The organism is Pseudomonas sp. B13(2017), assembly GCF_002113245.1.
Taxonomy (GTDB): Bacteria; Pseudomonadota; Gammaproteobacteria; order Pseudomonadales; family Pseudomonadaceae; genus Aquipseudomonas; species Aquipseudomonas putida_Z.
Genome location: NZ_NEJX01000005.1, coordinates 54,738 through 78,524 on the forward strand (window position 1 = coordinate 54,738; position 23,787 = coordinate 78,524).

Here is a 23,787-nt window from a genome sequence, read left to right on the forward strand (position 1 = left end):
ATTCCACAAAATATGAATTACAAATATTTATATCGCCTAAAAGAATATAAGCCCGACTGACCGCGATTCGGTTCCGCCAACGGAAATGCTCGCCAGGGCCCATGCCTCAAGGAGCATTTGCATGTCCGGAGTTTCCCGTTGGCCTGCGCGCGCGTCGCGTTTCACCTTGCAACCCTTGGCTGCCGGCGTGCTGCTGGCGGCATCCTCTGCCAGCTTCGCCGAAGAGCCGGTCAGCGCCACCCCGGCGGTGGAGCAGGAAGCCAAGCTCGGCACCGTCACGGTCAATGCCCGCCGCCGCGAAGAAACCGCGCAAAGCGTGCCCACGCCGATCAGCGTGCTCGACAGCGAAACCTTGGAAAGCCAACGCATCTACCGTGTGCAGGACCTGCAGCAACTGGTACCCAGCACCAACGTCGCCTACGTTCATGCCCGTCAGTCGAGCATTTCGATCCGTGGCCTGGGCAACAACCCCGCCAGCGATGGCCTGGAAGGCAGCGTCGGCATCTACCTGGACAACGTCTACCTCGGCCGCCCCGGCATGGCGGTGTTCGACCTGCTGGACGTGGAGCAGCTGGAGGTGTTGCGCGGCCCGCAAGGTACGCTGTTCGGCAAGAACACCACCGCCGGCGTGCTCAACATCACCACGCGCAAGCCCACCTTCCACCGCGAGGGCAGCATCCAGCAGTCGATTGGTGAAGACGGCTACCTGCAAACCCAAGGCAGCTTCTCGGGGCCGATCAGCGACACACTGGCCGGGCGCATCAGCGCCTATCGCACCGAAGACGACGGCTATGTGAAGAACATCCACAACGGCGACGACCTCAACGGCGGCAAGCGCCAAGGTTTTCGTACCCAGCTGCTGTTCAAACCGAGCGAAACCTTCAACCTGCGCTGGATCGGCGAATACAACGAAGAAGACTCAGACAACGGCATCCTCAGCCTGTACAGCACCGGCCCTACCATCAATGGCGTCAACCGCTACGAAAGCCTGGCCGCCCAGGCCGGCGCGACGTTGGTGTCGGGCAAGCACCGCAAGGTCAACTTCGACGCCGACCAGCAGGTGACGGTGTTCCAGGGCGGTACCTCGGTGGAGGCCAACTGGACCCTGCCCAACGACTTCACCCTGACCTCGATCACCGCCTACCGCTGGTGGGACTTCACCCCGCGCAACGACGACGGCCTCAACGTGCCGGTGTTCTACAGCGCCGGGGTGTCGGTGCGCGACAAGCAGTACTCGCAGGAAATCCGCCTGGCTTCGCCCACCGGTGGTGCCTTCGACTACGTGCTGGGTGCGTACTACTTCAAGCAGGACCTGGACAACAAATCCTTCACTTTCTACGGGCCGCAGGCGGACATCTGGAACCTCACCCCGGCCGGCGCCCTGGCCAACGTCGACACCATTGGCAACGGGCACATCGACACGGACAGCTACGCGCTGTTCGCCCAGGGCACCTGGCACATCACCGACCGCCTGGACTTCACCGCCGGCGTTCGCGGCACCTATGAAGAAAAGAGCGCCTGGGTGACCCGCGATGCACCAACCGGCGGTGCGGCAGTAACCGGGGCCGCCGCAGCAGCACGCCAGGGCCGGGTAGGCGCCTACGATTCAGGCGACCTCAACCAGTACAGCTTCAGCCCCTCTGGCCTGCTGGGCCTGAGCTACCGCTTCAACGAGCAATTGCTGGGCTACGCCACCCTGACCCACGGCGAGAAGTCTGGCGGCATCAACCTTACCGTTGGCGCTGCGCCACGGCTGGGCACCGACTCGCTGCTGGTCGGCACCGAGCGGGTCAACAACGCCGAACTCGGCTTGAAAAGCTCGCTGTTCGACGACCGCCTGCAACTCAATACCAACCTGTTCTGGGCCGAAGTGCATGGCTATCAGGCCAACGTCTACGACCAGATCAACCGCGTGCAGTACCTGGCCAACGCCGGCCGCGTGCGCTCGCGTGGCCTGGAGTTCGAAGCCACGGCGCTGCCGCTGCGCGGCCTCACGGTCAACTTCAACGGCTCGTGGAACGACGTGCGCTACACCGAGTACAAGGACGCCCCATGCCCGCCGGAGGTGAGCCTGGCCAATGCCACTGCCACCTGCGATTTGTCCGGCCACCAGGTGGTCGGCGCCTCCAAGTACATCGCCAACCTCAACACCCAGTACAAGTGGCAGGCCAGCGAGCACATCGAACCCTACGTCACCGCCAGCTACGCCTTCCGCTCCAAGGCGGTGGGCACCATCGACGACTCCGATTTCGGCCAGATCCCCAGCTACGCGCTGGTCAACCTTTCCGCCGGTGTGCGCCTGGACCAGAGCGATGGCGTGGTCGACCTGTCGCTGTGGGTGAAGAACGCCGGTGACAAGACCTACTTCACCAGCCTGTGGAACTCCGCCAACGGTGGCTATGCCGGCGTGCTCGGCACCCCGCGCACTTTCGGCGCCACCGCCCGTTACGACTTCTGAGCACAAGGAGCTATGCCATGAATGCCAAGACCGAAACCCCTGCATTGCCTGAAGGCGCCTGCCTGACCGCCAAGGTTCCCGAACGTGACGAGGCGCTGCTCGGCGACGTGGTGGTCAACCCGTATCGCCTGGCGCCGCTGACCGCGATCATTCGCGACGGTGGGCGCAGCCTGAGTGCCGCGCACGTGCGCGTGCTGGGGCGGGGCGAGCGCGGTGTGGACATCGCCTACGAGGTATCCGACCGTTCGTTGTGGACCTATGGCGGCATCCCGGTATTCGGCCTGTACCCGGATCACGTCAACCAGGTGGAAGTGACCTACAAGCTCGACGGCGAGCGCATCCGCGAGCAGTACCAGATCTACGCCCCGGCCGTGCGCCTGCCGGTGGTGGCCAGGCAGACCGCTGCCTTGCCTGAAGTGCAGCCTGTCAAGGTAGCGCCAGGTTTTGAACAGCGCCTGTACCTGTTCAACCATCTGCAGGGGGACATCCCGGGCGGGCGTGCCTTCAAGTGGAATGCCCTGGGCGGCGCGGCGGAATGGGACCAGGTGGGCAACAACTGGATCGCCGACAGCAATGGCGACGTGCGCTGGTACCTGGACATCGAGCAGATCCACGACTCCAACCGCCGCGATGGCCTGGGCGGCACCATGGGCTTCCAGCAGACCCGCGACGGCAAGCTGATCTGGGGCCAGGGCCAGACCTACTCCAAGTACGACCTGCTGGGCCGGCGCATCTGGCAGCGCAGCCTGCCCGACAAGTTCGCCGACTTCTCCCATGAAATCCGCGAGACCGCCAATGGCACCTACCTGCTGCGGGTGGGTACCAGCGACTATCGCCGGCCTGACGGCAAGCGCGTGCGCTCGATCCGCGACCACATCATCGAGGTCAACGAGGCCGGTGATGTGCTGGACTTCTGGGACCTCAACCAGATCCTCGACCCGTACCGTGGCGACCTGCTGGAAACCCTGGGCAAGGCAGCCATCCAGTTGCCGGCCGGGGTGCAGAAACAGGACGAGCGGCTGGCCAACGAACTGGCCGAGGGTGACCTGCCCTTTGGTGACACCCCGGGGGTGGGCACCGGGCGTAACTGGGCGCACGTCAATGCCATCGACTACGACGCAGATGACGACAGCATCATCGTTTCAGCACGGCACCAGGGCGTGGTGAAGATCGGCCGCGACAAGCAGGTGAAGTGGATTCTCGCCTCGCCCCAAGGCTGGCCTGAGCGTCTGCGCGAGAAAGTGTTGAAGCCAGTGGCGAGCGAAGGCTTCGACTGGTCCTGGACCCAGCACACCGCCTGGCTGACCGGCAAAGGCACACTGACCGTGTTCGACAACGGCTGGGGCCGCGACTTTGCGCCGACCAGGCTGACCGGCAACTACAGCCGGGCGGTGGAGTACCGCATCGACGAGGCCAAGGGCACGGTCGAACAGGTGTGGGAATATGGCAAGGAGCGCGGTGACGAGTGGTACAGCCCGGTGACCTCGGTGGTGGCCTACCGGCCGGAGACCGACACCCAGTTCATCTACTCGGCGTCGGTGAACTTCCTGACCGCGGAGAAACTGACCACCACCGTGCTCAACGAGGTGCGGCGCGGGACCCAGGAGGTGCTGGTGGAGCTGAAGGTGCACAGCCGGCAGCCGGGCAGCGTGGGTTACCGGGCCCTGGTGATCGACCTGGCCAAGGCCTTCTGACCCATCCCTTCCGGGAGGGCCGTCGGTCCTCCCATCACATTTCCGTCAGCTCGTTCGTCTAACCTGTACTGGCCCCTTCGCGGGCACGCCCGCTCCCACAGGTACTGCACCGAGTTCGAAACCGGTGGGGTACCTGTGGGAGCGGGCGTGCCCGCGAAGAGGCCCATTGCCATTATGCAAATGATGAAATTTCCGCCAGGGTGTTCAACCATTCGTTCTTTTTTTCGAACAGCCTATTGTCCAACACCCCAGCAGCCGCTTAGCATTCGTTTGAGATTTCAAACGCTCGATGCCCTGCCTTGGGCGCTTTTCAACAATCAACAATTCGGGAAGCCGACATGCAGCTCAAAGACGCTCAGTTGTTCCGCCAGCAAGCCTACATCAATGGTGAGTGGCTGGATGCGGACAACGGCCAGACCATCAAGGTCACCAACCCGGCCACTGGTGAAGTCATCGGTACCGTGCCGAAGATGGGCACCGCGGAAACCCGCCGCGCCATCGAAGCCGCCGACAAGGCTCTGCCGGCCTGGCGTGCCCTGACCGCCAAGGAGCGTTCGGCCAAGCTGCGTCGCTGGTTCGAACTGATGATCGAGAACCAGGACGACCTGGCTCGCCTGATGACCACCGAACAAGGCAAGCCGCTGGCCGAAGCCAAGGGCGAAATCGCCTACGCTGCCTCGTTCATCGAGTGGTTCGCCGAAGAAGCCAAGCGCGTCTACGGTGACACCATCCCGGGCCACCAGCCAGACAAGCGCCTGATCGTCATCAAGCAGCCAATCGGCGTTACCGCGGCCATCACCCCGTGGAACTTCCCGGCCGCCATGATCACCCGCAAAGCCGGCCCGGCCCTGGCCGCTGGCTGCACCATGGTGCTCAAGCCTGCCTCGCAGACCCCGTACTCCGCCCTGGCCCTGGTCGAGCTGGCCCACCGTGCTGGCATCCCGGCTGGCGTGCTGAGCGTGGTTACCGGCAGCGCTGGCGAAGTTGGCGGTGAACTGACCGGCAACTCCCTGGTCCGCAAGCTGTCCTTCACCGGCTCGACCGAAATCGGTCGCCAGCTGATGGAAGAATGCGCCAAGGACATCAAGAAGGTTTCCCTGGAGCTGGGTGGCAACGCCCCGTTCATCGTGTTCGACGACGCCGACCTGGACAAGGCGGTCGAGGGCGCGATCATCTCCAAGTACCGCAACAACGGCCAGACCTGCGTCTGCGCCAACCGTATCTACGTGCAGGACGGCGTCTACGACGCGTTCGCCCAGAAGCTGGCCGCCGCGGTTGCCAAGCTGAAGATCGGTAACGGCCTGGAAGAAGGCACCACCACTGGCCCGCTGATCGACGGCAAGGCTGTCGCCAAGGTCCAGGAACACATCGAAGACGCCGTTGGCAAAGGCGCCAAGGTGCTGTCCGGTGGCAAGATCATCGAAGGCAACTTCTTCGAGCCGACCATTCTGGTCGACGTACCGAAGACCGCTGCCGTCGCCAAGGAAGAGACCTTCGGCCCGCTGGCGCCGCTGTTCCGCTTCAAGGACGAGGCCGAAGTCATCGCCATGTCCAACGACACCGAGTTCGGCCTGGCCTCGTACTTCTACGCCCGCGACATGAGCCGTGTGTTCCGTGTTGCCGAAGCCCTGGAATACGGCATGGTAGGTATCAACACCGGCCTGATCTCCAACGAAGTGGCACCGTTCGGTGGCATCAAGGCTTCGGGCCTGGGCCGCGAAGGTTCCAAGTACGGTATCGAGGACTACCTCGAAATCAAATACCTGTGCATCAGCGTCTGATAGCACGGTAACGGCTTTACCTCTGCCAGCGGGGCGCGAGAGCGACGTCTCGCTGGCCTTTTTTACATCGCAGTACCTGGTGGCCAGGGCGTTCACGGCAGTCGATCAACGAATACTGTTCGCGAGCACTCCCAGCCACCCCCGAATAAAAGCGCCACTCCAGACCGGCGCAATGAGGGCATTATGAGCAAGACCAACGAATCCTTGATGCAACGTCGTGTCGCCGCCGTCCCACGTGGCGTTGGCCAGATCCACCCGATCTTCGTCGATACCGCGAAGAACTCGACCGTGATCGACGTTGAAGGCCGCGAACTGATCGACTTCGCCGGCGGCATCGCAGTACTGAACACCGGCCACCTGCACCCGAAAGTGGTTGCGGCCGTGCAAGAGCAGCTGACCAAGGTCAGCCACACCTGCTTCCAGGTGCTGGCCTACGAACCTTATGTAGAGCTGTGCGAAAAGATCAACAAGCTGGTCCCAGGCGACTTCGACAAGAAGACCCTGCTGGTCACCACCGGCTCCGAAGCCGTTGAAAACGCCGTCAAGATCGCCCGTGCCGCCACTGGCCGGGCTGGCGTCATCGCCTTCACCGGCGGCTACCACGGCCGTACCATGATGACCCTGGGCCTGACCGGCAAGGTCGTGCCGTACTCCGCTGGCATGGGCCTGATGCCAGGTGGCATCTTCCGCGCCCTGTTCCCGAGCGAACTGCACGGCATCAGCGTTGACGACGCCATCGCCTCGGTCGAGCGCATCTTCAAGAACGACGCCGAGCCGCGCGACATCGCCGCGATCATCCTCGAGCCGGTACAAGGCGAAGGCGGCTTCCTGCCAGCGCCGAAAGAGCTGATGAAGCGCCTGCGCGCCCTGTGCGACCAGCACGGCATCCTGCTGATCGCCGACGAAGTACAGACCGGCGCTGGCCGTACCGGCACCTTCTTCGCCATGGAACAGATGGGCGTTGCGCCTGACCTGACCACCTTCGCCAAATCCATCGCTGGCGGCTTCCCGCTGGCCGGTGTGTGCGGCAAGGCCGAGTACATGGACGCCATCGCTCCTGGCGGCCTGGGCGGCACCTACGCCGGTTCGCCGATCGCTTGCGCCGCGGCCCTGGCCGTGATCGAAGTGTTCGAAGAAGAGAAACTGCTGGATCGCAGCAAAGCTGTGGGTGAGCGCCTGACCGCTGGCCTGCGCGAAATCCAGAAGAAGTACCCGATCATCGGTGACGTCCGTGGTCTGGGCTCGATGATCGCTGTCGAAGTCTTCGAGAAAGGCACTCACACCCCGAACGCTGCTGCCGTTGGCCAGGTTGTCGCCAAGGCGCGCGAGAAGGGCCTGATCCTGCTGTCCTGCGGCACCTACGGCAACGTCCTGCGTATCCTGGTTCCGCTGACCGCCGAAGACGCTCTGCTGGACAAAGGCCTGGCTATCATCGAAGAGTGCTTCGCTGAAATCGCCTGATGTGACGTGCTTCAGAAAAAACCCGCTTCGGCGGGTTTTTTTTGTGCCCAGGAAAGCCGTGGGGCGCTATCGTTGTCGGAGGATTTGCTCAGGAAGCTGCGACGGACTGTGTGTCAGGGCTATTCAGGAGTTGGCGATGAACGCTGCAGACCCCACCCCACCAAGCGTACTGATTGTCGAGGGCGACCCCTGGGTACGCGACATGCTCAGCGAAATGCTGTTGAGCGTGCGCTGTGATGCCCGGCTGCAGGTCTGCGCCGACGGCTCGCAGGCCTTGAGTGCGCTGTCCAGCAAACCCGACCTGATCATCGCCGCGCGCGAACTGGCCGGTGTCGATGGCCTCGACCTGTTGCGCAAGGTGCGCGCCAAAGGTCCGGGGTTGCCGTTCATTCTCATGAGCAACCGCAGCGACAGTGCCAGTGTGCGCGAAGCACTGCCCTTGCACCCCACGGCCTACCTGAGCAAGCCGCTGAACCTGGACACCCTGCGCAAGCGCCTGGAAGAGTTGCTGCTGGCGGTTGGCGAAGAGATCGCCTGCCCGGTGCCGGCCTTGCAGGCAGGTGCCAGCCTGCCGGCCTACCTCGAACAGCGTCGCGCTACCGCCGATGGCGGGCCGCTGCTGGCCGATGTGCAGGTGGCGATCAAGCGCGCGCTCAACCCCCAGGGCCTGAACCTGAGAGTGCTCGAAGAGGAAGTGCAGGGCGACCCGCAGATCACCGCCGTGCTGATCGCTGCGGCCAACAGCGCAGCGCTGCACCGCGAAGCACCGGTGCAGACGTTGCTGCAGGCCTTGAACAAGCTTGGCAGCACCCAGAGCATGAACCTGATCCTGGGCATGACCCTCAAGCGCAGTGCACGCCTCAGTGACCCGCTGCTGGCGGAGCATGCGGCCCGTTACTGGGAGTTGTCGCTGCACGCTGCCGAATATGGCCGCACCTTGGCACGCATGCTCGAGCTGGACGAAGGGCGTTGTTATTGCGCGGGGTTGCTGCATTGCCTGGGCGACCTGGCGGTGCTGCGCTGCCTGCAGGAATGGCGGCTGGCCGGGGGCGAGCTGGATGAGGACCAGGTGCAGTTGTCGCTCAATGAGTTCGGGGCGGCGTTCGGCTCGGCACTGCGTACGCGCTGGCGGTTGCCGCTGGGGTTGCGCGAATTGATCGCGGCGATCTACCAGCTGGGCGGCGGTGTGTATTCGCGGGAGATCCTGGCCATGAACCTGGCCGGGCAGTTGTCGCGGCTGCCGGCCGAGCAGGGGCTGGAGAAGGTGGCCAGCAGCAAGACTGCGCGCCTGCTCAAGCTTGGCCTGCTGGAACTGAGGCGGTTGCGTAAGGTGGAGAACCCGGAGGTGAAGCCGCAGGAAGAGCCGCCGGTGGCTGAGGCCGAGGTTTCCAGCTGAGATTTTGGGGCCGCTTTGCGGCCCATCGCCGGCAAGCCAGCTCCCACAGGTACTGCACAAGGCTGGAGGATTGCGCCGTACCTGTGGGAGCTGGCTTGCCGGCGATTGGGGTGCAGAGCACCCCCAGGGCTCAGCCGCGGACGATCTGGTTCTTGCCCTGGCGCTTGGCCTGGTACATCGCCGCATCGGCACGGGCATACAGGCTGTCCAGCGCCACATCCTCGTCAGTCAGCCCGGTCACCCCCTGGCTCACCGTCACCCCGTAGGTCTGCTCACCATGGCTGAAGCTCAGCCGCTGGATCTGCCGCTGCAAGCGCTCGGCAATCTGCTCCGCGACCTGGGCACTACAGCCGGGGAACACTGCCGCGAACTCCTCGCCACCAATGCGCCCGAACAGGTCACCTCGGCGTAGCACGGCCTTGCCGCTATCGGCGATCTGCTGCAATACCTGGTCGCCTTCCTGGTGACCGTAGCTGTCGTTGATGCGCTTGAAGTCGTCGATGTCCAGCAGCAGGAAGGCCAGTGGCGTACCGTCTTCGCGGGCGCTGTCGAAGGCTTGCTGGGCGCATTCGAAAAAGTGCCGGCGGTTGCTGCTCTGGGTCAGCACGTCGGTGGTGGCCAGGCGCTGCAGTTCACCTTCGAGCTGCTTCTTCTCGGTGATGTCTTCGGCGATGCCGACGATGATCACCCGGTCGCCATCGCGTTGCTGGTTGATGTAGCACTTGTCGCTCAGCCAGCGTAGCTGGCCGTCGGCATTGAGGATGCGGTACTCGCGGTCTTCCACCGAGCCCTTGAGCAGTACCTGGGCCAGGCTGCGCTCGGCGAACTCCAGGTCGTCGGGGTAGATGCTGTCGCGCCACTCGTTGTAGTCGGCCAGCACCAGGCTGGCCGGGCGGCCGAAGATGCGCTCGTAGGCGGGGCTGACGTACAGCACCTGACGGGTTTCCCAGTCGAAGGCCCATAGCACCGCGTTGACGCTGTCGAGCAGCGAGCTGAACAGCTGCTCGCGCTCGCTCAGGCGGGCAACCTCGCCCTGGGCGTGGAGCAGCGCAAGCAAGGTCTGGGCGGCTTCGGGAGGCGGGGTGCCGGGCAGTGTCGTTGGAATGTTCTTGGCCATGTGCACGGAGCAGATCTCGGCGTGAAAGCGTGCGGCCAGCATCTGGCCCGCCACGCGGGCGATGTGCCAGATATGAGTGTAAACGAGAGGGCGAAGTTCCGGGCGGCACGCCCCGCCAAAGGGGCGTGCCGATCAACGGCGGTCAGGCGCCGGTCAGGCGCCGGTCGGGCGCAGGGAGTAGGTCTTGAGCTGTGCCGCGAAGTCGCGCAGGGCATGGATGCCGCTGGTTTCCGCCTCGTGTACCCAGTCTTTCATGGCGGCCAGCATGTCGTGGCCGTTGGCGCTGGTGCGCGCCCAGATCTGCTGCAGGGCCAGGCGTTTTTCGTAGATGGTCTTCAGCGCCTGGCTGTGGGCGAGCATCGACTCGATGCGCACATGGTGGCGGTCTTCCAGCAGGCTGGTCTCGCGCGACAGCAGGCGCTTGGCGCGGCGGAAGTGGTGGCGCAGCGAGGCATCGACGCGGGCCAGTTCCTGCTTGACCAGCGGGCCGATCACCAGCTTGCGGTACTGGGCCATGATCTGGAAACGGTTGTTGAGGATGGCCATGGCGGTGTCCATGTCCAGGCTGGCCTTGCCGGCCACCCGGTGGGCGATGGGCGCCACGCGCTGTACCTTGGCCAGGCGCAGCAGGCAGAACAGGCGGATCCACGCCCAACCCATGTCGAACTCCCAGCGCTTGACCGACAGCTTGGCCGAGTTGGGGTAGGTGTGGTGGTTGTTGTGCAGCTCTTCGCCACCGATGACGATGCCCCACGGCACCAGGTTGGTGGCGGCGTCGCGGCACTCGAAGTTGCGGTAGCCGAGAGCGTGGCCCAGGCCGTTGACCACGCCGGCGGCCCAGAACGGAATCCACATCATCTGCACTGCCCAGATGGTGATGCCGATGGTGCCGAACAGCAGCAGGTCGATTACCGCCATCAGCGCGATGCCGCCCAGCTTGTAGCGCGAGTAGAGGTTGCGCTCGATCCAGTCGTCCGGGCAGTTCTTGCCGTAGATGCGCAGGGTTTCGGGGTTGCGCGCCTCTTCCCGGTAAAGCTCGGCACCCTTGCGCAGCACCGTGCCCAGGCCCTTGTACAGCGGGCTGTGCGGGTCGTCGGGGGTTTCGCATTTTGCGTGGTGCTTGCGGTGGACGGCAGTCCATTCGCGGGTGTTCTGCGCCGTGGTCAGCCACAGCCAGAAACGGAAGAAGTGCTTGAGCGCGCCATTGAGCTCCAGGGCCCGGTGCGCGGAATAGCGGTGCAGGTAGACCGTGACGCTGACGATGGTCACGTGGGTCATCAGCAGGGTGATGCCGACCAGTTGCCAGGCCGACAAGTCGAGCAGGCCGTTGTACCACATAGGTGTAAATACCCTCGGAATGCAGGAGGAGGGGCTGATTATCCCTTGGGCAGGAAATAAATACAGTCACCCGTTCAGATAGGAAGTCACGACATGTTTCAGCCTTTATAATGCCCCATCATTTTTTATGGGCAATTGCACCCGACATGTCTGTTTCCGTTCGCGACGCCTTGCGCATGGCTGCGCTGTATGTGGTGCTCTCGATCCTCTGGCTGACGCTGGCCGAGGTGGTGTTGCACAGCATGACCGAGGATCCCCTGGCACTGACCGTGGGCCGGCAGATCAACGTGGTGGTCTGGGTGCTGCTGAGCGCCTTGCTGATCTATGTGTCGCGGGTGCGGCTGCTCGACTTCATCGGTGTTGGCGCGCGTATGCGTGGTGAAGACCGTGAACGCCTGCGCATGGCTGCGGCAGTGTTCGACAGCACCCTCGAAGGCGTGCTGGTGACCGACCGCCATGGCCTGATCGTGCACGTCAACCGTGCCTTCATGCGCATCACCGGCTACCAGCAGGGCGAGGTCATCGGCCAGCGCCCGAACAAGTTCAAGTCGGGCCGCCATGGCCTGGCGTTCTACCAGCAGATATTCGCCACCCTGGCGGAAAAGGGCGAGTGGAGCGGCGAAATCTGGAACCGGCGCAAGAGCGGTGAAATCTACCCGCAGTGGCAGACCATTTGCGCCATCCGCGACGATGAAGGCGAGCTCAGCCATTACGTGGCGGTGTTCAGCGACATCAGCGCGATCAAGCATTCGGAACAGGAACTGGCCTACCTGGCCCACCACGACCCGCTGACCGACCTGCCCAACCGCCTGCTGTTCAACGACCGGGTCGAGCAGGCCCTGGCGGCAGCCCAGGCCAACAAGCGTGGTTGTGCCCTGCTGTTGCTGGACCTGGACCACTTCCAGAGCATCAACGACGGCCTTGGTCACACCATTGGCGATCAGTTGCTGAAACTGGTGGGCGAGCGCCTGGGTGAGGTGCTGGGCAGCGGCGTGACCCTGGCGCGCCTTGGGGGCGACGAATTTGGCGTGCTGGCGGAAAACTGCCATGAGGTCGGCCAGGCGGGCAAGCTGGCGCAGGGCATCATCGAGCGCATGCGCGAGCCGTTCCTGTTCGACGGTCACCGCCTGTTCATCAGTGTCAGCGTGGGCATCAGCCTGTTCCCCAGCGATGCCTTGAGTGCCGAGCAGTTGCTGCGCAATGCCGACTCGGCGTTGTACAAGGCCAAGAGCAACGGGCGGGCCTGCTATGCGCTGTACACCGAAGAGCTGACCGCCCACGCCCAGCAGCGGGTCGAAACCGCCGGCGAGCTGCGCCGGGCCCTGGAGCAGGACGAGCTGCGAGTGTTCTACCAGCCGGTGCACGACCTGGCGAGCGGCCGCCAGGTCGGCGTCGAGGCCCTGGTGCGCTGGCAGCACCCCCAGCGCGGCCTGGTGCCGCCGGGCGAGTTCATCCCGATTGCCGAGCGTACCGGGCTGATTGCCGAGATCGACGCCTGGGTACTGCGCCAGGCGTGTCGGCAGATGGTGCGATGGCAGGGTGAAGGGCGGCAGCTGGCGTTCGTGGCGGTGAACATCTCCAGCCGCCTGTTTGGCCAGCACGAGCTGTACCAGCAGGTGGCCGAGGTGCTGCACGACACCGGTCTGGACCCGGCCTTGCTGGAGCTGGAGGTGACCGAGAGCGCGGTGATGGAGGACCCGGAGGTGGCCCTGGAGCAGTTGCATCGCCTGCGCGAGCTGGGGGTGACCCTGGCCATCGACGACTTCGGCACCGGTTATTCATCGCTGCTGCGGCTAAAGCGCTTGCCGGTGCAGAAGCTGAAGATCGACCAGGGCTTCGTTGCCGGGTTGCCGCTGGATGAGGACGACATCGCGATCGTCCGGGTGATCATCGCCCTGGCCCGCAGCATGGGCATGCAGGTGCATGCCGAGGGCATCGAGCAGGCAGAACAGGCCAGTTTCCTGCTGCATGAGCTGTGTCAGCTGGGGCAGGGGTACTGGTTCGGGCGGCCGGTGCCTGCCGGGGATTTGCGCTGGGGTTGAGATCGCCGGGGCCGCTTTGCGGCCCTTTCGCCGGCAAGCCAGCTCCCACAAGTACTCACAAGGCTGGAGGGCAGCGCTGGCCCTGTGGGAGCTGGCTTGCCGGCGATGGGGCGCGCAGCGGCCCCCGAACTATCGTTTGTTCAAGCCTTTCGCCAACCGGTCTCCACCCAGCTGGATCAACGCCACCAACGCCACCAGCATGGCAATCACGGTCAGCATGATCTGGCTGTCGAAGCGCTGGTAGCCATAGCGGTAGGCGATGTCCCCCAGTCCCCCGGCACCGATCGCTCCGGCCATGGCCGAGGAGTTGATCAGGGTCACCAGGGTAATGGTGAAGCCCCCGACAATCCCCGGCAGCGCCTCTGGCAGCAGCACGTGCCAGACAATGTGCCAGCGTCGGCAGCCCATGGCCTGCGCAGCCTCCACCAGGCCGTGGTCGACTTCGCGCAGGCTGACCTCGGCAATCCGCGCGAAGAACGGCGTGGCGGCAATGGTCAGCGGCACCACCGCCGCCCACACGCCATAGGTGGTACCCACCACCAGGCGGGTGAAGGGGATCAGCGCGACCATCAGGATCAGGAACGGGATCGAGCGGAACAGGTTGACGAAGGCACCCAGCACCCGGTTCAGCAGCGGCGCCTCGAAGATCCCGCCCTTGTCGCTGGTGACCAGCAGCACCGCCATCGGTACCCCCACCAGCAGGGCGATCAGCGACGACACGCCAACCATCAGCAGGGTATCGAGCAAGCCTTCCAGCAGGCGATCAAACCACATGGCCCAGTACCTCCACGTCCTCGACCCAGCGGCGGGCGCGTTCCAGCAATTGATGGGTGTCGTGCGGCGAGTGCTGCACCGACAGGATCAGCTGCCCCAGGGCATGCTCGCCAATGGTTTCCACACCGCCTTGCAGCAGGCGCACGCGGCCGCCAAGTTCGTTGAACAGGGCAGACAGTTCGGGCTCGCCGAGCAGGGTCAGCCTCAGCACCACGGCACTGTCGCGGCTTGCCGGGCTGGCCCGCAGGCTGGCTTGCAGCGCGGCTGGCAACCGGGCTTGCAACGGCGCCAGCAGGGTACGGGTGACCTCGTGGCGAGGTGAGCCAAACACCCGCCAGACCTCACCCTGCTCGACCACTTCTCCACGTTCCAGCACCACCACCCGGTGGCAGATATCGCGGATTACCGCCATCTCGTGGGTGATCAGCACGATGGTCAGGCCCAGGCGCTGGTTGATGTCGCGCAACAGTTCGAGAATGGAAGCGGTGGTCTCCGGGTCCAGCGCCGAGGTGGCCTCGTCGCACAGCAGGATCTCGGGGTCATGCACCAGCGCCCGGGCAATGCCCACGCGCTGTTTCTGCCCGCCGGACAGCTGCGCCGGGTACACGTGGTGCTTTTCCTGCAGGCCGACCAGCTCCAGCAGTTCGCGCACCTTGCGCTGTCGTTCGGCCTTGGCCACGCCGGCCACCTTCAGGGGCAGCTCGACGTTCTGCCACACGGTCTTGGCTGACATCAGGTTGAAGTGCTGGAAGATCATGCCGATACGCCGGCGCAGGGCTACCAGGTGGTCCTCGTCGAAGGGCGCGATGTCTACCTGGTCGATCAGCACCCGGCCCTGGCTGGGTTGCTCCAGGCGGTTGATGGTACGCAGCAGCGATGACTTGCCGGCGCCGCTGCGGCCGATGATGCCGAAGATCTCGCCATGGCGGATATTCAGGTCGATGCCTTGCAAGGCCGGTTGCGCCTGGCCCGGGTAGGTCTTGCCCAGGCCGATGAAGCGCACATGGGCTTCATTGACCTCCGGGCGCAAGGCCTGCTCCCTGGCCGTTGGCGGCAGTGGTTGTGCGGTGGGCGCCCGGAGCGCGCTGGCCTGGCTCATGTCAGCCCTCCCAACCGGCCTGGTAGAGCTTGCCGTGGGCTTTGTCCAAGGCTGCGCGCACCACTGGCGAGTGCTGGTAGATGTCGACGAACTTGGCCAGGCGTGGGTCGTCCTTGCTTTGCGGGCGAATGACGAACTGGATCACGTACTCCTTGTTCTCCAGGCCGTCGAACAGCAGAGCGGAGCCAGCGTCGAAGCTGTTGGCCAGGCGGATGTAGGCCGGGTAGCCCTGCACCAGGTCGGCGTCGTCATAGGCGCGAACCAGCTGCACGGCCTCGACCTGAAGGATCTTCAGTTTCTTCGGGTTGGCGACGATGTCGTCCTCGGTGGCCTTGTAGCCGACCCCCGGCTTGAGGGTGATCAGCCCGGCCTTGGCCAGCAGCTGCAGGCCACGGCCGCTGTTGATCGGGTCGTTGGCGATGGCCACGCTGGCACCTTCGGGCAGGTCGGCGAAGCTCTTGTACTTTTTCGAGTACAGGCCGACGTTGTTGATGATGCCCGGGGCGTAGGGCACCAGGTTGAAGCCCGCGGCCGCCTTGGCGTTTTCCAGGAACGGGATGTGCTGGAAGTAGTTCACGTCGATGTCGCCGCTGTTGAGGCTGACATTGGGTGCGATCCAGTCGCTGAACTCGACCAGCTTCACTTCCAGGCCTTGCTTGTGCGCTTCTTCCACTGCGGCTTCCAGCGGGATGGCAAAGGCCGAGGTGGTGCCGATTTTCAGCGGTTCGGCAGCCAGCGTGCTGGCGGACAGGCCGAGGGTGAGGGCAATGGCCGCGACGGGCCGGAACAGTTTATCAAGCATGGTGCAGGGCTCCAGTCGGGGCAGGGGTAGAGGTAAAGCGGTAAGCCGCGCCAGGGTGGTCGGTGGGCAGGTGCGGGTGGTCGGCCTGGAACAGTTTTTCGCGCAGGGTGCCTTCGGCGTAGGCGGTCTTGTAGCGGCCACGCTGTTGCAACTGCGGGATGACCAGGTCGATGAAGTCCTCGAAGCTTTCCGGGGTTACGGTGCGGGTCAGGTTGAAACCGTCCAGGCCGGTTTCATCGATCCAGGCGATCAGCTGTTCGGCCACCTGCTCGGGCGCGCCGACCAGGGTCACGTAACGGCCACCCAGGGCGTGCTGCTGCAGCAGGCGCCGGCGGGTCCAGGCGTTGTCCTGCAACTGGCGCGTGGCCGACTGGATGGCGTTGCCCTGGCTGAAGGCAATCGGCTCGTCCAGGGCGTAGGCGGCGAAGTCGATGCCGGTGGACGCTGCGAAGTGCGCGACCCCGGCCTCGGCGCTTGCATGGCGCAGGTACTCGGCATGCTTGGCCTGGGCCTGCTGCTCGGTGGCGGCGACGATCACCGTGATGCCCATGAACACCTTGACCGCTTGCGGGTCGCGGCCAGCGGCCTGGGCGGCGGCGCGCACCTTGTCGACCTGGGCGCGGGTGGCGGCCTTGTCCTGGCCACTGATGAACACGCATTCGGCATGGTTGCCGGCGAAGGCCAGGCCACGCTGCGAGCTGCCGGCCTGGAACAGTACCGGTGTACGTTGCGGCGAGGGCTCGCACAGGTGGTAGCCGTCGACCTTGTAGAACTCGCCCTGGTGGTTGACCTTGCGCACCTTGTCGGGCCTGGCATAGACGCGCTGCTGGCGGTCGGCGACCACGGCATCGTCGGCCCAGCTGCCTTCCAGCAGCTTGTACAGCACCTGCAGGTACTCGTCGGCCTGGTCGTAGCGGCGGTCATGCTCGGGTTGCTGCGTCAGGCCCATGGCCCGGGCGGCGCTGTCGAGGTAGCCGGTGACGATGTTCCAGCCCACCCGGCCATTGCTCAGGTGGTCCAGGGTGGAAAGGCGCCGGGCGAACAGGTACGGCGCTTCGTAGGTGAGGTTGGCGGTAAGGCCGAAGCCCAGGTGACGGGTGACGGCGGCCATGGCCGAGACCAGCAGCAGCGGGTCGTTGACCGGCAGCTGGATCGACTCCTTGAGGGTGACGTCCAGCGACTGGCCGTAGATGTCGTAGGTGCCGACGATGTCGGCGATGAACAGCCCGTCGAACAAGCCGCGCTCCAGCAGGCGCGCCAGGCTGGTCCAGTAATCCAGGGTCTTGTACTGGGTCGAGGTATCCCGTGGGTGGGTCCACAGGCCGTGGTTGATGTGCCCGATGCAGTTCATGTTGAAGGCATTGAGCAGGATCTGCTTGGCCATCAGATGGTCCCCCGGCGTGGTGGGTTGGCATCGTTGAGGTAGTAGTTGCCGATGGCGTGGTACTTCCAGCGCACCGGGTCGTGCAGGGTGTGCACGCGGGCGTTGCGCCAGTGGCGGTCGAGGTTGTGTTCGGCCAGGGTGGCCTGGCTACCGCCCAGTTCGAACAGAGTGGTGCCGGCCGCGAGGGAAATCTCGGTGCTGATGGCACGGGCCTCGGCCACCGCGATGGAAGCGGCGGCCACGTTGTCGGCAGTGCTGTCGTCGCGGGCGCGGTCCAGGTATTCGCCGGCGCGCTCCAGCAAGGCTTCTGCGGCGTGCAGGCGGATCGCCAGGTGGCCGAAGCTTTTCAGCGTCAGCGGGTCATCGCTGGCCTTGTCCAGGCCGGAGTCGACCCAGGGGCGGCTGCGGGTACGCACGAAGTGCAGGGCATCTTCGTATGCGGCGCGGGCGATGCCGGTGTCGATGGCGGCATGAAGGATCTGCGCCAGCGGGCCGACCGGGGTGGGGCGTTCGAAGGCGCTCTGGAACGGCACCACGTCGGCGGCGCTGACGTACACGTTGTCGAACACCACCGAGCCGCTGCCGGTGGTGCGCTGGCCGAAGCCGCTCCAGTCGTCGATCACCTGCAGGCCCTGGCTGTCGGCCGGGACGAAGGCCAGGTGCTGTACGCCCTGCTCATCGACCACCGAGGTGGGAATGCGCTGGGCGTAGATGGCGCCGGTGGAGTAGAACTTGCGGCCGTTGATGCGAAAGCCATCGCCGTCGCGGGTCAGGCGAGTGGTGCGCTCGTTGGCGGTCTTGGTGCCCAGTTCGGCCAGGGCGTTGCCGAAGCGGCTGCCGGCCAGTACTTCGGCGTACAGGCGCTGTTGCTGTTCGGGTGTGCCGTTTACCCGCAGCACTTCCAGGCCGTAGAAATGGTTTTGCGGGATTTGCCCGAGCGAGCCGTCAGCCTGGGCGATGCGGGCGATGACCTTGGCCAGGATGACGTTGGACACGCCGGCGCCGCCGAAGGCCTTGGGCACGCTGATGGCCCACAGGCCGGAGCGGGTGAACAGTTCCAGTTCGGCGTGCGGCAGGCGGCGCTCGCGGTCGCGTAGGGCGCTGTCGCGGCGCAGGTGTCGGGCGACTTCTTCGGCGACGTTCAGGGCTTGGGTGTCGCTGGTGATGATGTTTGTAGTCATGGTGTTTCTCCGGGGGCCGCTGCGCGGCCCTTCGCGGGCTCGCCCGCTCCCACAGGTAAAGTGATGCCTGTTCAGGCGCTGGTAATCCTGTGGGAGCGGGCGAGCCCGCGAAGGGCTGCGTAGCAGCCCCAAAGGCAGCAAGTCAGATCCAGGAATGCCGCGCGGGCAAGGTGCCGTTGAGGTGGTAAGCGCCAACCGCGTGGTACTTCCAGCGCACCGGGTCATGCAGGGTGTGCACCCGGGCATTGCGCCAGTGGCGGTCGAGGTTGAACTCGGCGAGGGTGGCGCGGCTGCCGGCCAGCTCGAACAGTTTTTCGCTGGCCTGCAGGGCAATCTCGGTAGTCAGCACCTTGGCCTCGGCCACCGCGATTGAGGCCCGCGCCGCGCTTGCTGCATCGATCGGCGCGGCGTTGACCTCGTCGAGGACCCGCGCGGCCTTGCGCAGCAGCGCTTCGGCGGCGTGCAGCTCGAGCTTCAGGCGGCCGATGTCGGCGATTACATAAGGGTCGTCGCTGGCGCGGTCGACCTTGGCCTCGATCCATGGCCGGGCCTTTTCGCGCACGAAGCTGATGGCGTCTTCGATCGCCGCTTCGGCAATGCCGGCATCGATCGCCGCCTGGATCAGCTGCGAGGCAGCGCCCTGGATGTTGGGAATGTCGCGCTGGCGCCAGTTGTCGATCACCAGGTCGGCATCCAGCGGTACCTGGTCGAGCAGCACGGTGCCGCTGGCAGTGGTGCGCTGGCCGAACCCGGACCAGTCATCGACGATGCGCAGCCCCGGGCTGCCTCGGCGCACGAATGCCAGGCGCTGGCGGCCTTCGTCGTCCAGTGCCTTGACCGCCACCCAGTGGGCGAACAGGGCGCCGGTGGAATAGAACTTCTCACCGCTGATGTGATAGCTGTCGCCGACGCGGGTGATCCTGGCCTTGAGGGTCAGGGTGTCCTTGGTGCTGCGTTCGGGGCCGGCATTGCCGATGCGCCAGCCATCGAGCACGCTGCGGAAGATCACCGCCTGTTGCGCCTCGGTGGCAGTCAGGCGCAGCAGTTGCAGCATGCCGAACTGGTTCTGCGGGATCTGCCCCAGGGCCGGGTCGGCGGCGCTGATCAGGCGAAACACTTCGGCCACGGTCTCGAATGACACATCGGGGCCGCCATGGGCCTTGGGTACGCTGATGCTGCCCAGGCCGCTGCGGGTGAACAGTTCGATCTCGGCCCATGGCAGTTTGCGTTGCTGGTCGCGGCGGGCGGCCTGCTCGCGGGCGACCTCGGCCAGTTCGCGGGCCGCTTGCAGGGCTTCGGCGTCGTTGCGCAGTACCTTGGCCGGCAGCAGCAGGGGCGAGCTGTCGAGATCGCTGTGGAATTGGGTATTGGGTTGGCTGGACATCAGTACCGCTCCTTGGCTGCACTCAATGCCCTGGCGTTACGCACTGGGGTGATTGTGATCCTGACCATTCCTGACCTCACAAAAAAGTAATGCCGCTACAGCTGATCGCGACAGATGTGTGCTGGTCCGGTGGTCCGGTTTATATACCCTAATGCTTTATAAAAAGTTTATGAACTAACTCTTTGGAATATGTATAGAAGGAGGGATTTGCTGTGGATGTACTGGCCCTATCGCCGGCAAGCCAGCTCCCACAGGACGCCACAGGTCTTGATTACTGTGGGGTATCTGTGGGAGCTGGCTTGCCGGCGATAGGGCCAGTGCAGGTTTACTCGGAGGCAGCAGTCCCCAGGAACTTGCGCAAGAACTGCCGGGTACGCTCTTCCTTCGGCGCCGCAAACAGCGCCTTGGCCTCGCCCTGTTCCACGATCACGCCCTTGTCGAAGAAGATCACCCGGTTCGCCACATCGCGGGCAAAGCTCATCTCGTGGGTAACGATGATCATGGTGCGCTTCTCCTCGGCCAGGCCGCGGATGGTCGCCAGCACTTCACCCACCAGTTCGGGGTCCAGCGCCGAGGTCGGCTCGTCGAACAGGATCACCTCCGGCTCCATGGCCAGGGCGCGGGCGATGGCCACCCGTTGCTGCTGGCCACCGGAAAGGCGCCGCGGGTAGGCATCTTCCTTGCCCGCCAGGCCAACCTTGGCCAGCAGGCGCCGGCCCAGTTCGATGGCCTGCTCGCGGGGCGTCTTCTTGACGATCACCGGCCCCTCGATCACGTTTTCCAGGGCGGTGCGATGAGGGAACAGGTTGAAGTTCTGGAACACGAACCCGGCCTGCTGGCGCAAGCGGCGAATCGCACTTTGCTGCCCACCCAGCGGGCGGTTGGCGTCGATGCTGATGTCGCCAATCTGGATCTGCCCGGCATCGGGTGTTTCCAGCAGGTTGAGGCAACGCAGGAAGGTGGTCTTGCCCGAGCCGCTGGGGCCGATGATGGCCACCACTTCGCCGGGCTGCACGGTCAGGTCGATACCGTTGAGCACGGTCTGGCCCTTGAACCGCTTGGTCAGGCCTTTGACTTCAATCATGCTCAATGCTCCTGGTCATGCTGGTTGACTCGCGCTTCCATGCGGTTCTGGAAGTGCGCGAGGATGCTGCACAGCACCCAGTAGATGACCGCCACCGCCACGTACATGGTGAACACTTCGAAGGTGCGCGCGGTAATCAGCTGGGCCTGGCGGAACAGCTCGGGCACCTGGATGGTCGCCGCCAGGGCGGTGTCCTTGACCAGCGAGATGAAGCTGTTGCCCAACGGCGGCAGTGCGGTGCGCAAGGCCTGGGGCAGGATCGCCCGGCGCATGGCCTGGACGCGGGTCATGCCGATACTGGCGGCGGCTTCCCACTGGCCACGGTCGATCGAGGAAATCGCCGCGCGCAGGATTTCGCAGATGTAGGCGGCCATGTTCAGCGACAGGCCGATCAGCGAGGCCGGGATCGGGTCGAGCTCGATGCCGATCTGCGGCATGCCGAAGTAGATGACGAACAGCTGCACCAGCAGCGGCGTGCCGCGGAAGAACGACACGTAGACCCGCGCCAGCCAGTTCAGCGGCAAGATCTTCGACAACCGCATCAGTGCCAGGGCAAAGCCCAGCAGCAGGCCGAAGAACATGCCGCCAACACTGAGCAGCACTGTATAACCCGCGCCCTTCAGCAGGAAGGGCGCGGAGTCGACAACGAGTTGCAGGCTTTCAGCAATCATTTGGTGACATCGGCACCGAAGTATTTCTCGGACAGCTTGGCCAGCGTGCCGTCAGCCTTGAGCTTGTCCAGCGCCTTGTTGATCGCTGCCAGCAGTTCCGGCTCACCCTTGCGCAGGGCCACGCCGCTTTCCAGGCGCGAGAAGGCATCGCCGGCCAGTTCGGTGTCCTTGGCTTTTTGCGCGTATTCCAGCGCGGCCAGGCGGTCGATCAGGATGGCGTCGATGCGGCCGTTGCGCAGGTCGGCGAACTTGCTCGGGTCGTCTTCATAGGTGCGCACATCGGCTTGCGGCACGTCCTTCTTGACCCATTGCTCGTAGTTGGTGCCCAGGCCCACGCCGACCTTCTTGCCGGCCAGGTCTGCGGCCTTGTGGATGTTCAGCTGCTCGGCCTTCTTCTTCAGGATCAGCGCCTGGATGCCGGAGATGGTGTAAGGCTCGGAGAAGTCATACTTCTTCTTGCGCTCTTCGGAAATGGTCACCTGGTTGATCACCACGTCCAGGCGCTTGGACTCCAGTGCGGCGAGGATGCCGTCCCACTTGGTCGGCTGCACCTTGGCCTTTACCCCCAGCTCCTTGGCCAGCAGTTCGGACAGTTCCACTTCGAAGCCGGTCAGCTTGCCGTTTTCGTCCTGGAAGCTGAACGGTGGATAGGTGCCTTCGAGGCCGACGTTGATCACGCCTTTTTCCTGGATGGTCTTCAGCTGCTCGCCGGCGAAGGACTGGCCGAGCAGGCCGGCACCCAGCAGGAGTGCCAGGCTGGCGTTGAGTAGCGGTTTGGCGAATTTCGACATTTCAGAGCCCCGCGCTTGTTGTGTAAGTGGTGGGTGGCGACTATAGGGTCGGCTGCTTAGGCCAGGAAATACTAAAAAATTATTTTGTTATTTCCTTTTTAGTTTTTGCCAGGTGCTGGCTGCTTTGAGGGTAGGCGAGGTTGCCTGCTCCGTCATCGCGGCTTATGCCTGACTTAGCGCAGGATGGAATAAAGCGTTGTTTTTTCCAAGGGATGGATTTGCCGTAGAGTGGATTGCATGTAGGCAGGTTCGGCCCTTTCGCGGGTAAACCCGCTCCCACAGAGACCGCACAGGCATCGAAACCTGTGCAGTCCCTGTGGGAGCGGGCGAGCCCGCGAAGAGGCCGGACCTGCAAATAAAAATGAGTTTGGCCTACTCAGGCAGGAGAAAACCGTGAGCGAACAACCTTCATCCGGGCACTGGCAGTTGCAGAGCATCGTCAACGGCCTGCGCGGTGCCCGTGAACAATGGCGTACCCGCAATGGCCGCAGCAGCGGCGAGCAGGGCGGGCGTGAGCTGCCTTCGCGCGAAGCGATGCGGCACATCCTGGAGCAACTGTGCGGCGCACTGTTCCCCATGCGCCTTGGCCCGGTCGACCTGCGCGAAGAAAGCGAAGACTTCTACGTCGGGCATACCCTGGATGCCGCGCTGACCGCCTTGCTGGCCCAGGCCCGCCTGGAGTTGCGCTACGCCGCACGGCAAAGCAAGGGCGAGCTGGCCGGCGTCGATGCCCATGCGCTGAGCCTGGTGCAGGGCTTCGCCGCCGCCCTGCCGGGCCTGCGCGTGCTGCTCGACACCGACGTGCTGGCCGCCTACCACGGCGACCCGGCGGCGCGCAGTGTCGATGAAGTGCTGCTGTGCTACCCAGGCATCCTGGCGATCATCCACCACCGCCTGGCGCACCATCTGTACCAGGCCGGCCTGCCGCTGCTGGCGCGGATCAGCTCGGAGCTGGCGCATTCGGCCACGGGGATCGACATTCACCCCGGGGCGCAGATCGGCCCGAGCTTCTTCATCGACCACGGTACCGGCGTGGTGATCGGCGAAACCGCGATCATCGGCGAGCGCGTGCGGATCTACCAGGCAGTGACCCTGGGCGCCAAGCGCTTCCCCAGCGATGAGTCGGGCACCCTGCACAAGGGCCTGCCACGCCACCCGATCGTCGAGGACGATGTGGTGATCTATGCCGGGGCCACTGTGCTGGGGCGGATCACCATCGGCAAAGGCTCGACCATTGGCGGCAATGTGTGGCTGACCCGCAGTGTGCCGGCCGAGAGCAACATTACCCAGGCCAACCTGCAGCTGGATTGCCAGGACAAGAACTGATCTG

At 64.6% G+C, this 23,787-nt stretch carries 18 protein-coding genes; 7 read left to right on the plus strand and 11 right to left on the minus strand.

Features of this window, described 5'->3' with window-relative positions:
* The first annotated feature begins 85 nt into the window (after positions 1-85).
* The 5 genes from CAG44_RS08865 (at position 86) to CAG44_RS08885 (ending at position 8,790) form a co-directional block, all read left to right on the plus strand.
* A complete protein-coding gene (locus CAG44_RS08865; RefSeq protein WP_371858540.1) occupies positions 86-2,458 on the plus strand; it encodes a TonB-dependent receptor in 2,373 nt (790 codons plus the stop codon).
* Positions 2,459-2,475: 17 nt separating this feature from the next.
* Complete coding sequence (locus CAG44_RS08870) at positions 2,476-4,152, plus strand: aryl-sulfate sulfotransferase (RefSeq protein ID WP_085691950.1); 1,677 nt, start codon at positions 2,476-2,478, stop codon at positions 4,150-4,152.
* 338 nt (positions 4,153-4,490) lie between these two features.
* Positions 4,491-5,933, plus strand: a complete 1,443-nt coding sequence (gabD, locus tag CAG44_RS08875) for an NADP-dependent succinate-semialdehyde dehydrogenase (RefSeq protein ID WP_015268576.1) — start codon at positions 4,491-4,493, stop codon at positions 5,931-5,933.
* A gap of 183 nt (positions 5,934-6,116) precedes the next feature.
* Positions 6,117-7,394, plus strand: a complete 1,278-nt coding sequence (gene gabT / locus CAG44_RS08880; RefSeq protein ID WP_003255866.1) for a 4-aminobutyrate--2-oxoglutarate transaminase — start codon at positions 6,117-6,119, stop codon at positions 7,392-7,394.
* 136 nt (positions 7,395-7,530) lie between these two features.
* Complete coding sequence (locus tag CAG44_RS08885; protein ID WP_085691951.1) at positions 7,531-8,790, plus strand: response regulator; 1,260 nt, start codon at positions 7,531-7,533, stop codon at positions 8,788-8,790.
* A 130-nt stretch (positions 8,791-8,920) separates the two neighbouring features.
* On the opposite strand, the gene CAG44_RS08890 is transcribed toward CAG44_RS08885, so the two are convergent.
* Positions 8,921-9,949, minus strand: a complete 1,029-nt coding sequence (locus CAG44_RS08890) for a sensor domain-containing diguanylate cyclase (protein ID WP_039614264.1) — start codon at positions 9,947-9,949, stop codon at positions 8,921-8,923.
* Between the two features lie 111 nt (positions 9,950-10,060).
* Complete coding sequence (gene desA / locus CAG44_RS08895; protein WP_039614263.1) at positions 10,061-11,245, minus strand: delta-9 fatty acid desaturase DesA; 1,185 nt, start codon at positions 11,243-11,245, stop codon at positions 10,061-10,063.
* A gap of 146 nt (positions 11,246-11,391) precedes the next feature.
* On the opposite strand from desA, the gene dibA reads away from it, so the two are divergent.
* A complete protein-coding gene (gene dibA, locus CAG44_RS08900) occupies positions 11,392-13,287 on the plus strand; it encodes a phosphodiesterase DibA (RefSeq protein ID WP_085691952.1) in 1,896 nt (631 codons plus the stop codon).
* 129 nt (positions 13,288-13,416) lie between these two features.
* Here the strand turns inward: dibA and CAG44_RS08905 are convergent, their stop codons facing one another.
* From CAG44_RS08905 to tcyJ, 9 genes are all read right to left on the minus strand, one after another.
* Positions 13,417-14,061, minus strand: coding sequence for a methionine ABC transporter permease (locus CAG44_RS08905; RefSeq protein WP_008096606.1), 645 nt, complete (start codon positions 14,059-14,061; stop codon positions 13,417-13,419).
* Complete coding sequence (locus tag CAG44_RS08910) at positions 14,051-15,160, minus strand: methionine ABC transporter ATP-binding protein (RefSeq protein WP_085691953.1); 1,110 nt, start codon at positions 15,158-15,160, stop codon at positions 14,051-14,053. Before CAG44_RS08910 ends, CAG44_RS08905 begins: the two co-directional genes overlap by 11 nt.
* 1 nt (position 15,161) lies before the next feature.
* The gene (locus tag CAG44_RS08915) at positions 15,162-15,962 is read right to left on the minus strand and encodes a MetQ/NlpA family ABC transporter substrate-binding protein (protein ID WP_085691954.1); all 801 of its coding nucleotides are present in this window, start codon (positions 15,960-15,962) and stop codon (positions 15,162-15,164) included.
* On the minus strand, positions 15,955-17,346 hold the full coding sequence (locus tag CAG44_RS08920; RefSeq protein ID WP_085691955.1) for an LLM class flavin-dependent oxidoreductase: 1,392 nt from the start codon (positions 17,344-17,346) through the stop codon (positions 15,955-15,957). Before CAG44_RS08920 ends, CAG44_RS08915 begins: the two co-directional genes overlap by 8 nt.
* A complete protein-coding gene (locus CAG44_RS08925; protein WP_085691956.1) occupies positions 17,346-18,527 on the minus strand; it encodes an SfnB family sulfur acquisition oxidoreductase in 1,182 nt (393 codons plus the stop codon). Before CAG44_RS08925 ends, CAG44_RS08920 begins: the two co-directional genes overlap by 1 nt.
* 142 nt (positions 18,528-18,669) lie before the next feature.
* The gene (locus tag CAG44_RS08930; protein WP_085691957.1) at positions 18,670-19,911 is read right to left on the minus strand and encodes an SfnB family sulfur acquisition oxidoreductase; all 1,242 of its coding nucleotides are present in this window, start codon (positions 19,909-19,911) and stop codon (positions 18,670-18,672) included.
* Positions 19,912-20,236: 325 nt separating this feature from the next.
* Positions 20,237-20,995, minus strand: a complete 759-nt coding sequence (tcyN, locus tag CAG44_RS08935) for an L-cystine ABC transporter ATP-binding protein TcyN (protein ID WP_013970435.1) — start codon at positions 20,993-20,995, stop codon at positions 20,237-20,239.
* Between the two features lie 2 nt (positions 20,996-20,997).
* Positions 20,998-21,666 carry a cystine ABC transporter permease gene (gene tcyL, locus CAG44_RS08940; protein ID WP_025337317.1) on the minus strand — a complete coding sequence of 223 codons (669 nt, stop codon included), beginning with the start codon at positions 21,664-21,666 and terminating at the stop codon, positions 20,998-21,000.
* A complete protein-coding gene (gene tcyJ / locus CAG44_RS08945) occupies positions 21,663-22,457 on the minus strand; it encodes a cystine ABC transporter substrate-binding protein (protein WP_085691958.1) in 795 nt (264 codons plus the stop codon). Before tcyJ ends, tcyL begins: the two co-directional genes overlap by 4 nt.
* A gap of 393 nt (positions 22,458-22,850) precedes the next feature.
* Here tcyJ and epsC point away from each other — a divergent pair, with 393 nt between their 5' ends.
* Positions 22,851-23,783 carry a serine O-acetyltransferase EpsC gene (gene epsC / locus CAG44_RS08950; RefSeq protein ID WP_025337318.1) on the plus strand — a complete coding sequence of 311 codons (933 nt, stop codon included), beginning with the start codon at positions 22,851-22,853 and terminating at the stop codon, positions 23,781-23,783.
* Positions 23,784-23,787 lie beyond the last annotated feature (4 nt).

What these genes read in the sequence shown, in the direction of transcription:
- CAG44_RS08865 (WP_371858540.1), top strand. Translation starts at nt 86, where the DNA reads ATGCTCGCCAGGGCCCATGCCTCAAGGAGCATTTGCATGTCCGGAGTT.
- CAG44_RS08870 (WP_085691950.1), top strand. Translation starts at nt 2,476, where the DNA reads ATGAATGCCAAGACCGAAACCCCTGCATTGCCTGAAGGCGCCTGCCTG.
- gabD (WP_015268576.1), top strand. Translation starts at nt 4,491, where the DNA reads ATGCAGCTCAAAGACGCTCAGTTGTTCCGCCAGCAAGCCTACATCAAT.
- gabT (WP_003255866.1), top strand. Translation starts at nt 6,117, where the DNA reads ATGAGCAAGACCAACGAATCCTTGATGCAACGTCGTGTCGCCGCCGTC.
- CAG44_RS08885 (WP_085691951.1), top strand. Translation starts at nt 7,531, where the DNA reads ATGAACGCTGCAGACCCCACCCCACCAAGCGTACTGATTGTCGAGGGC.
- CAG44_RS08890 (WP_039614264.1), bottom strand. Translation starts at nt 9,949, where the DNA reads ATGCTGGCCGCACGCTTTCACGCCGAGATCTGCTCCGTGCACATGGCC.
- desA (WP_039614263.1), bottom strand. Translation starts at nt 11,245, where the DNA reads ATGTGGTACAACGGCCTGCTCGACTTGTCGGCCTGGCAACTGGTCGGC.
- dibA (WP_085691952.1), top strand. Translation starts at nt 11,392, where the DNA reads ATGTCTGTTTCCGTTCGCGACGCCTTGCGCATGGCTGCGCTGTATGTG.
- CAG44_RS08905 (WP_008096606.1), bottom strand. Translation starts at nt 14,061, where the DNA reads ATGTGGTTTGATCGCCTGCTGGAAGGCTTGCTCGATACCCTGCTGATG.
- CAG44_RS08910 (WP_085691953.1), bottom strand. Translation starts at nt 15,160, where the DNA reads ATGAGCCAGGCCAGCGCGCTCCGGGCGCCCACCGCACAACCACTGCCG.
- CAG44_RS08915 (WP_085691954.1), bottom strand. Translation starts at nt 15,962, where the DNA reads ATGCTTGATAAACTGTTCCGGCCCGTCGCGGCCATTGCCCTCACCCTC.
- CAG44_RS08920 (WP_085691955.1), bottom strand. Translation starts at nt 17,346, where the DNA reads ATGGCCAAGCAGATCCTGCTCAATGCCTTCAACATGAACTGCATCGGG.
- CAG44_RS08925 (WP_085691956.1), bottom strand. Translation starts at nt 18,527, where the DNA reads ATGACTACAAACATCATCACCAGCGACACCCAAGCCCTGAACGTCGCC.
- CAG44_RS08930 (WP_085691957.1), bottom strand. Translation starts at nt 19,911, where the DNA reads ATGTCCAGCCAACCCAATACCCAATTCCACAGCGATCTCGACAGCTCG.
- tcyN (WP_013970435.1), bottom strand. Translation starts at nt 20,995, where the DNA reads ATGATTGAAGTCAAAGGCCTGACCAAGCGGTTCAAGGGCCAGACCGTG.
- tcyL (WP_025337317.1), bottom strand. Translation starts at nt 21,666, where the DNA reads ATGATTGCTGAAAGCCTGCAACTCGTTGTCGACTCCGCGCCCTTCCTG.
- tcyJ (WP_085691958.1), bottom strand. Translation starts at nt 22,457, where the DNA reads ATGTCGAAATTCGCCAAACCGCTACTCAACGCCAGCCTGGCACTCCTG.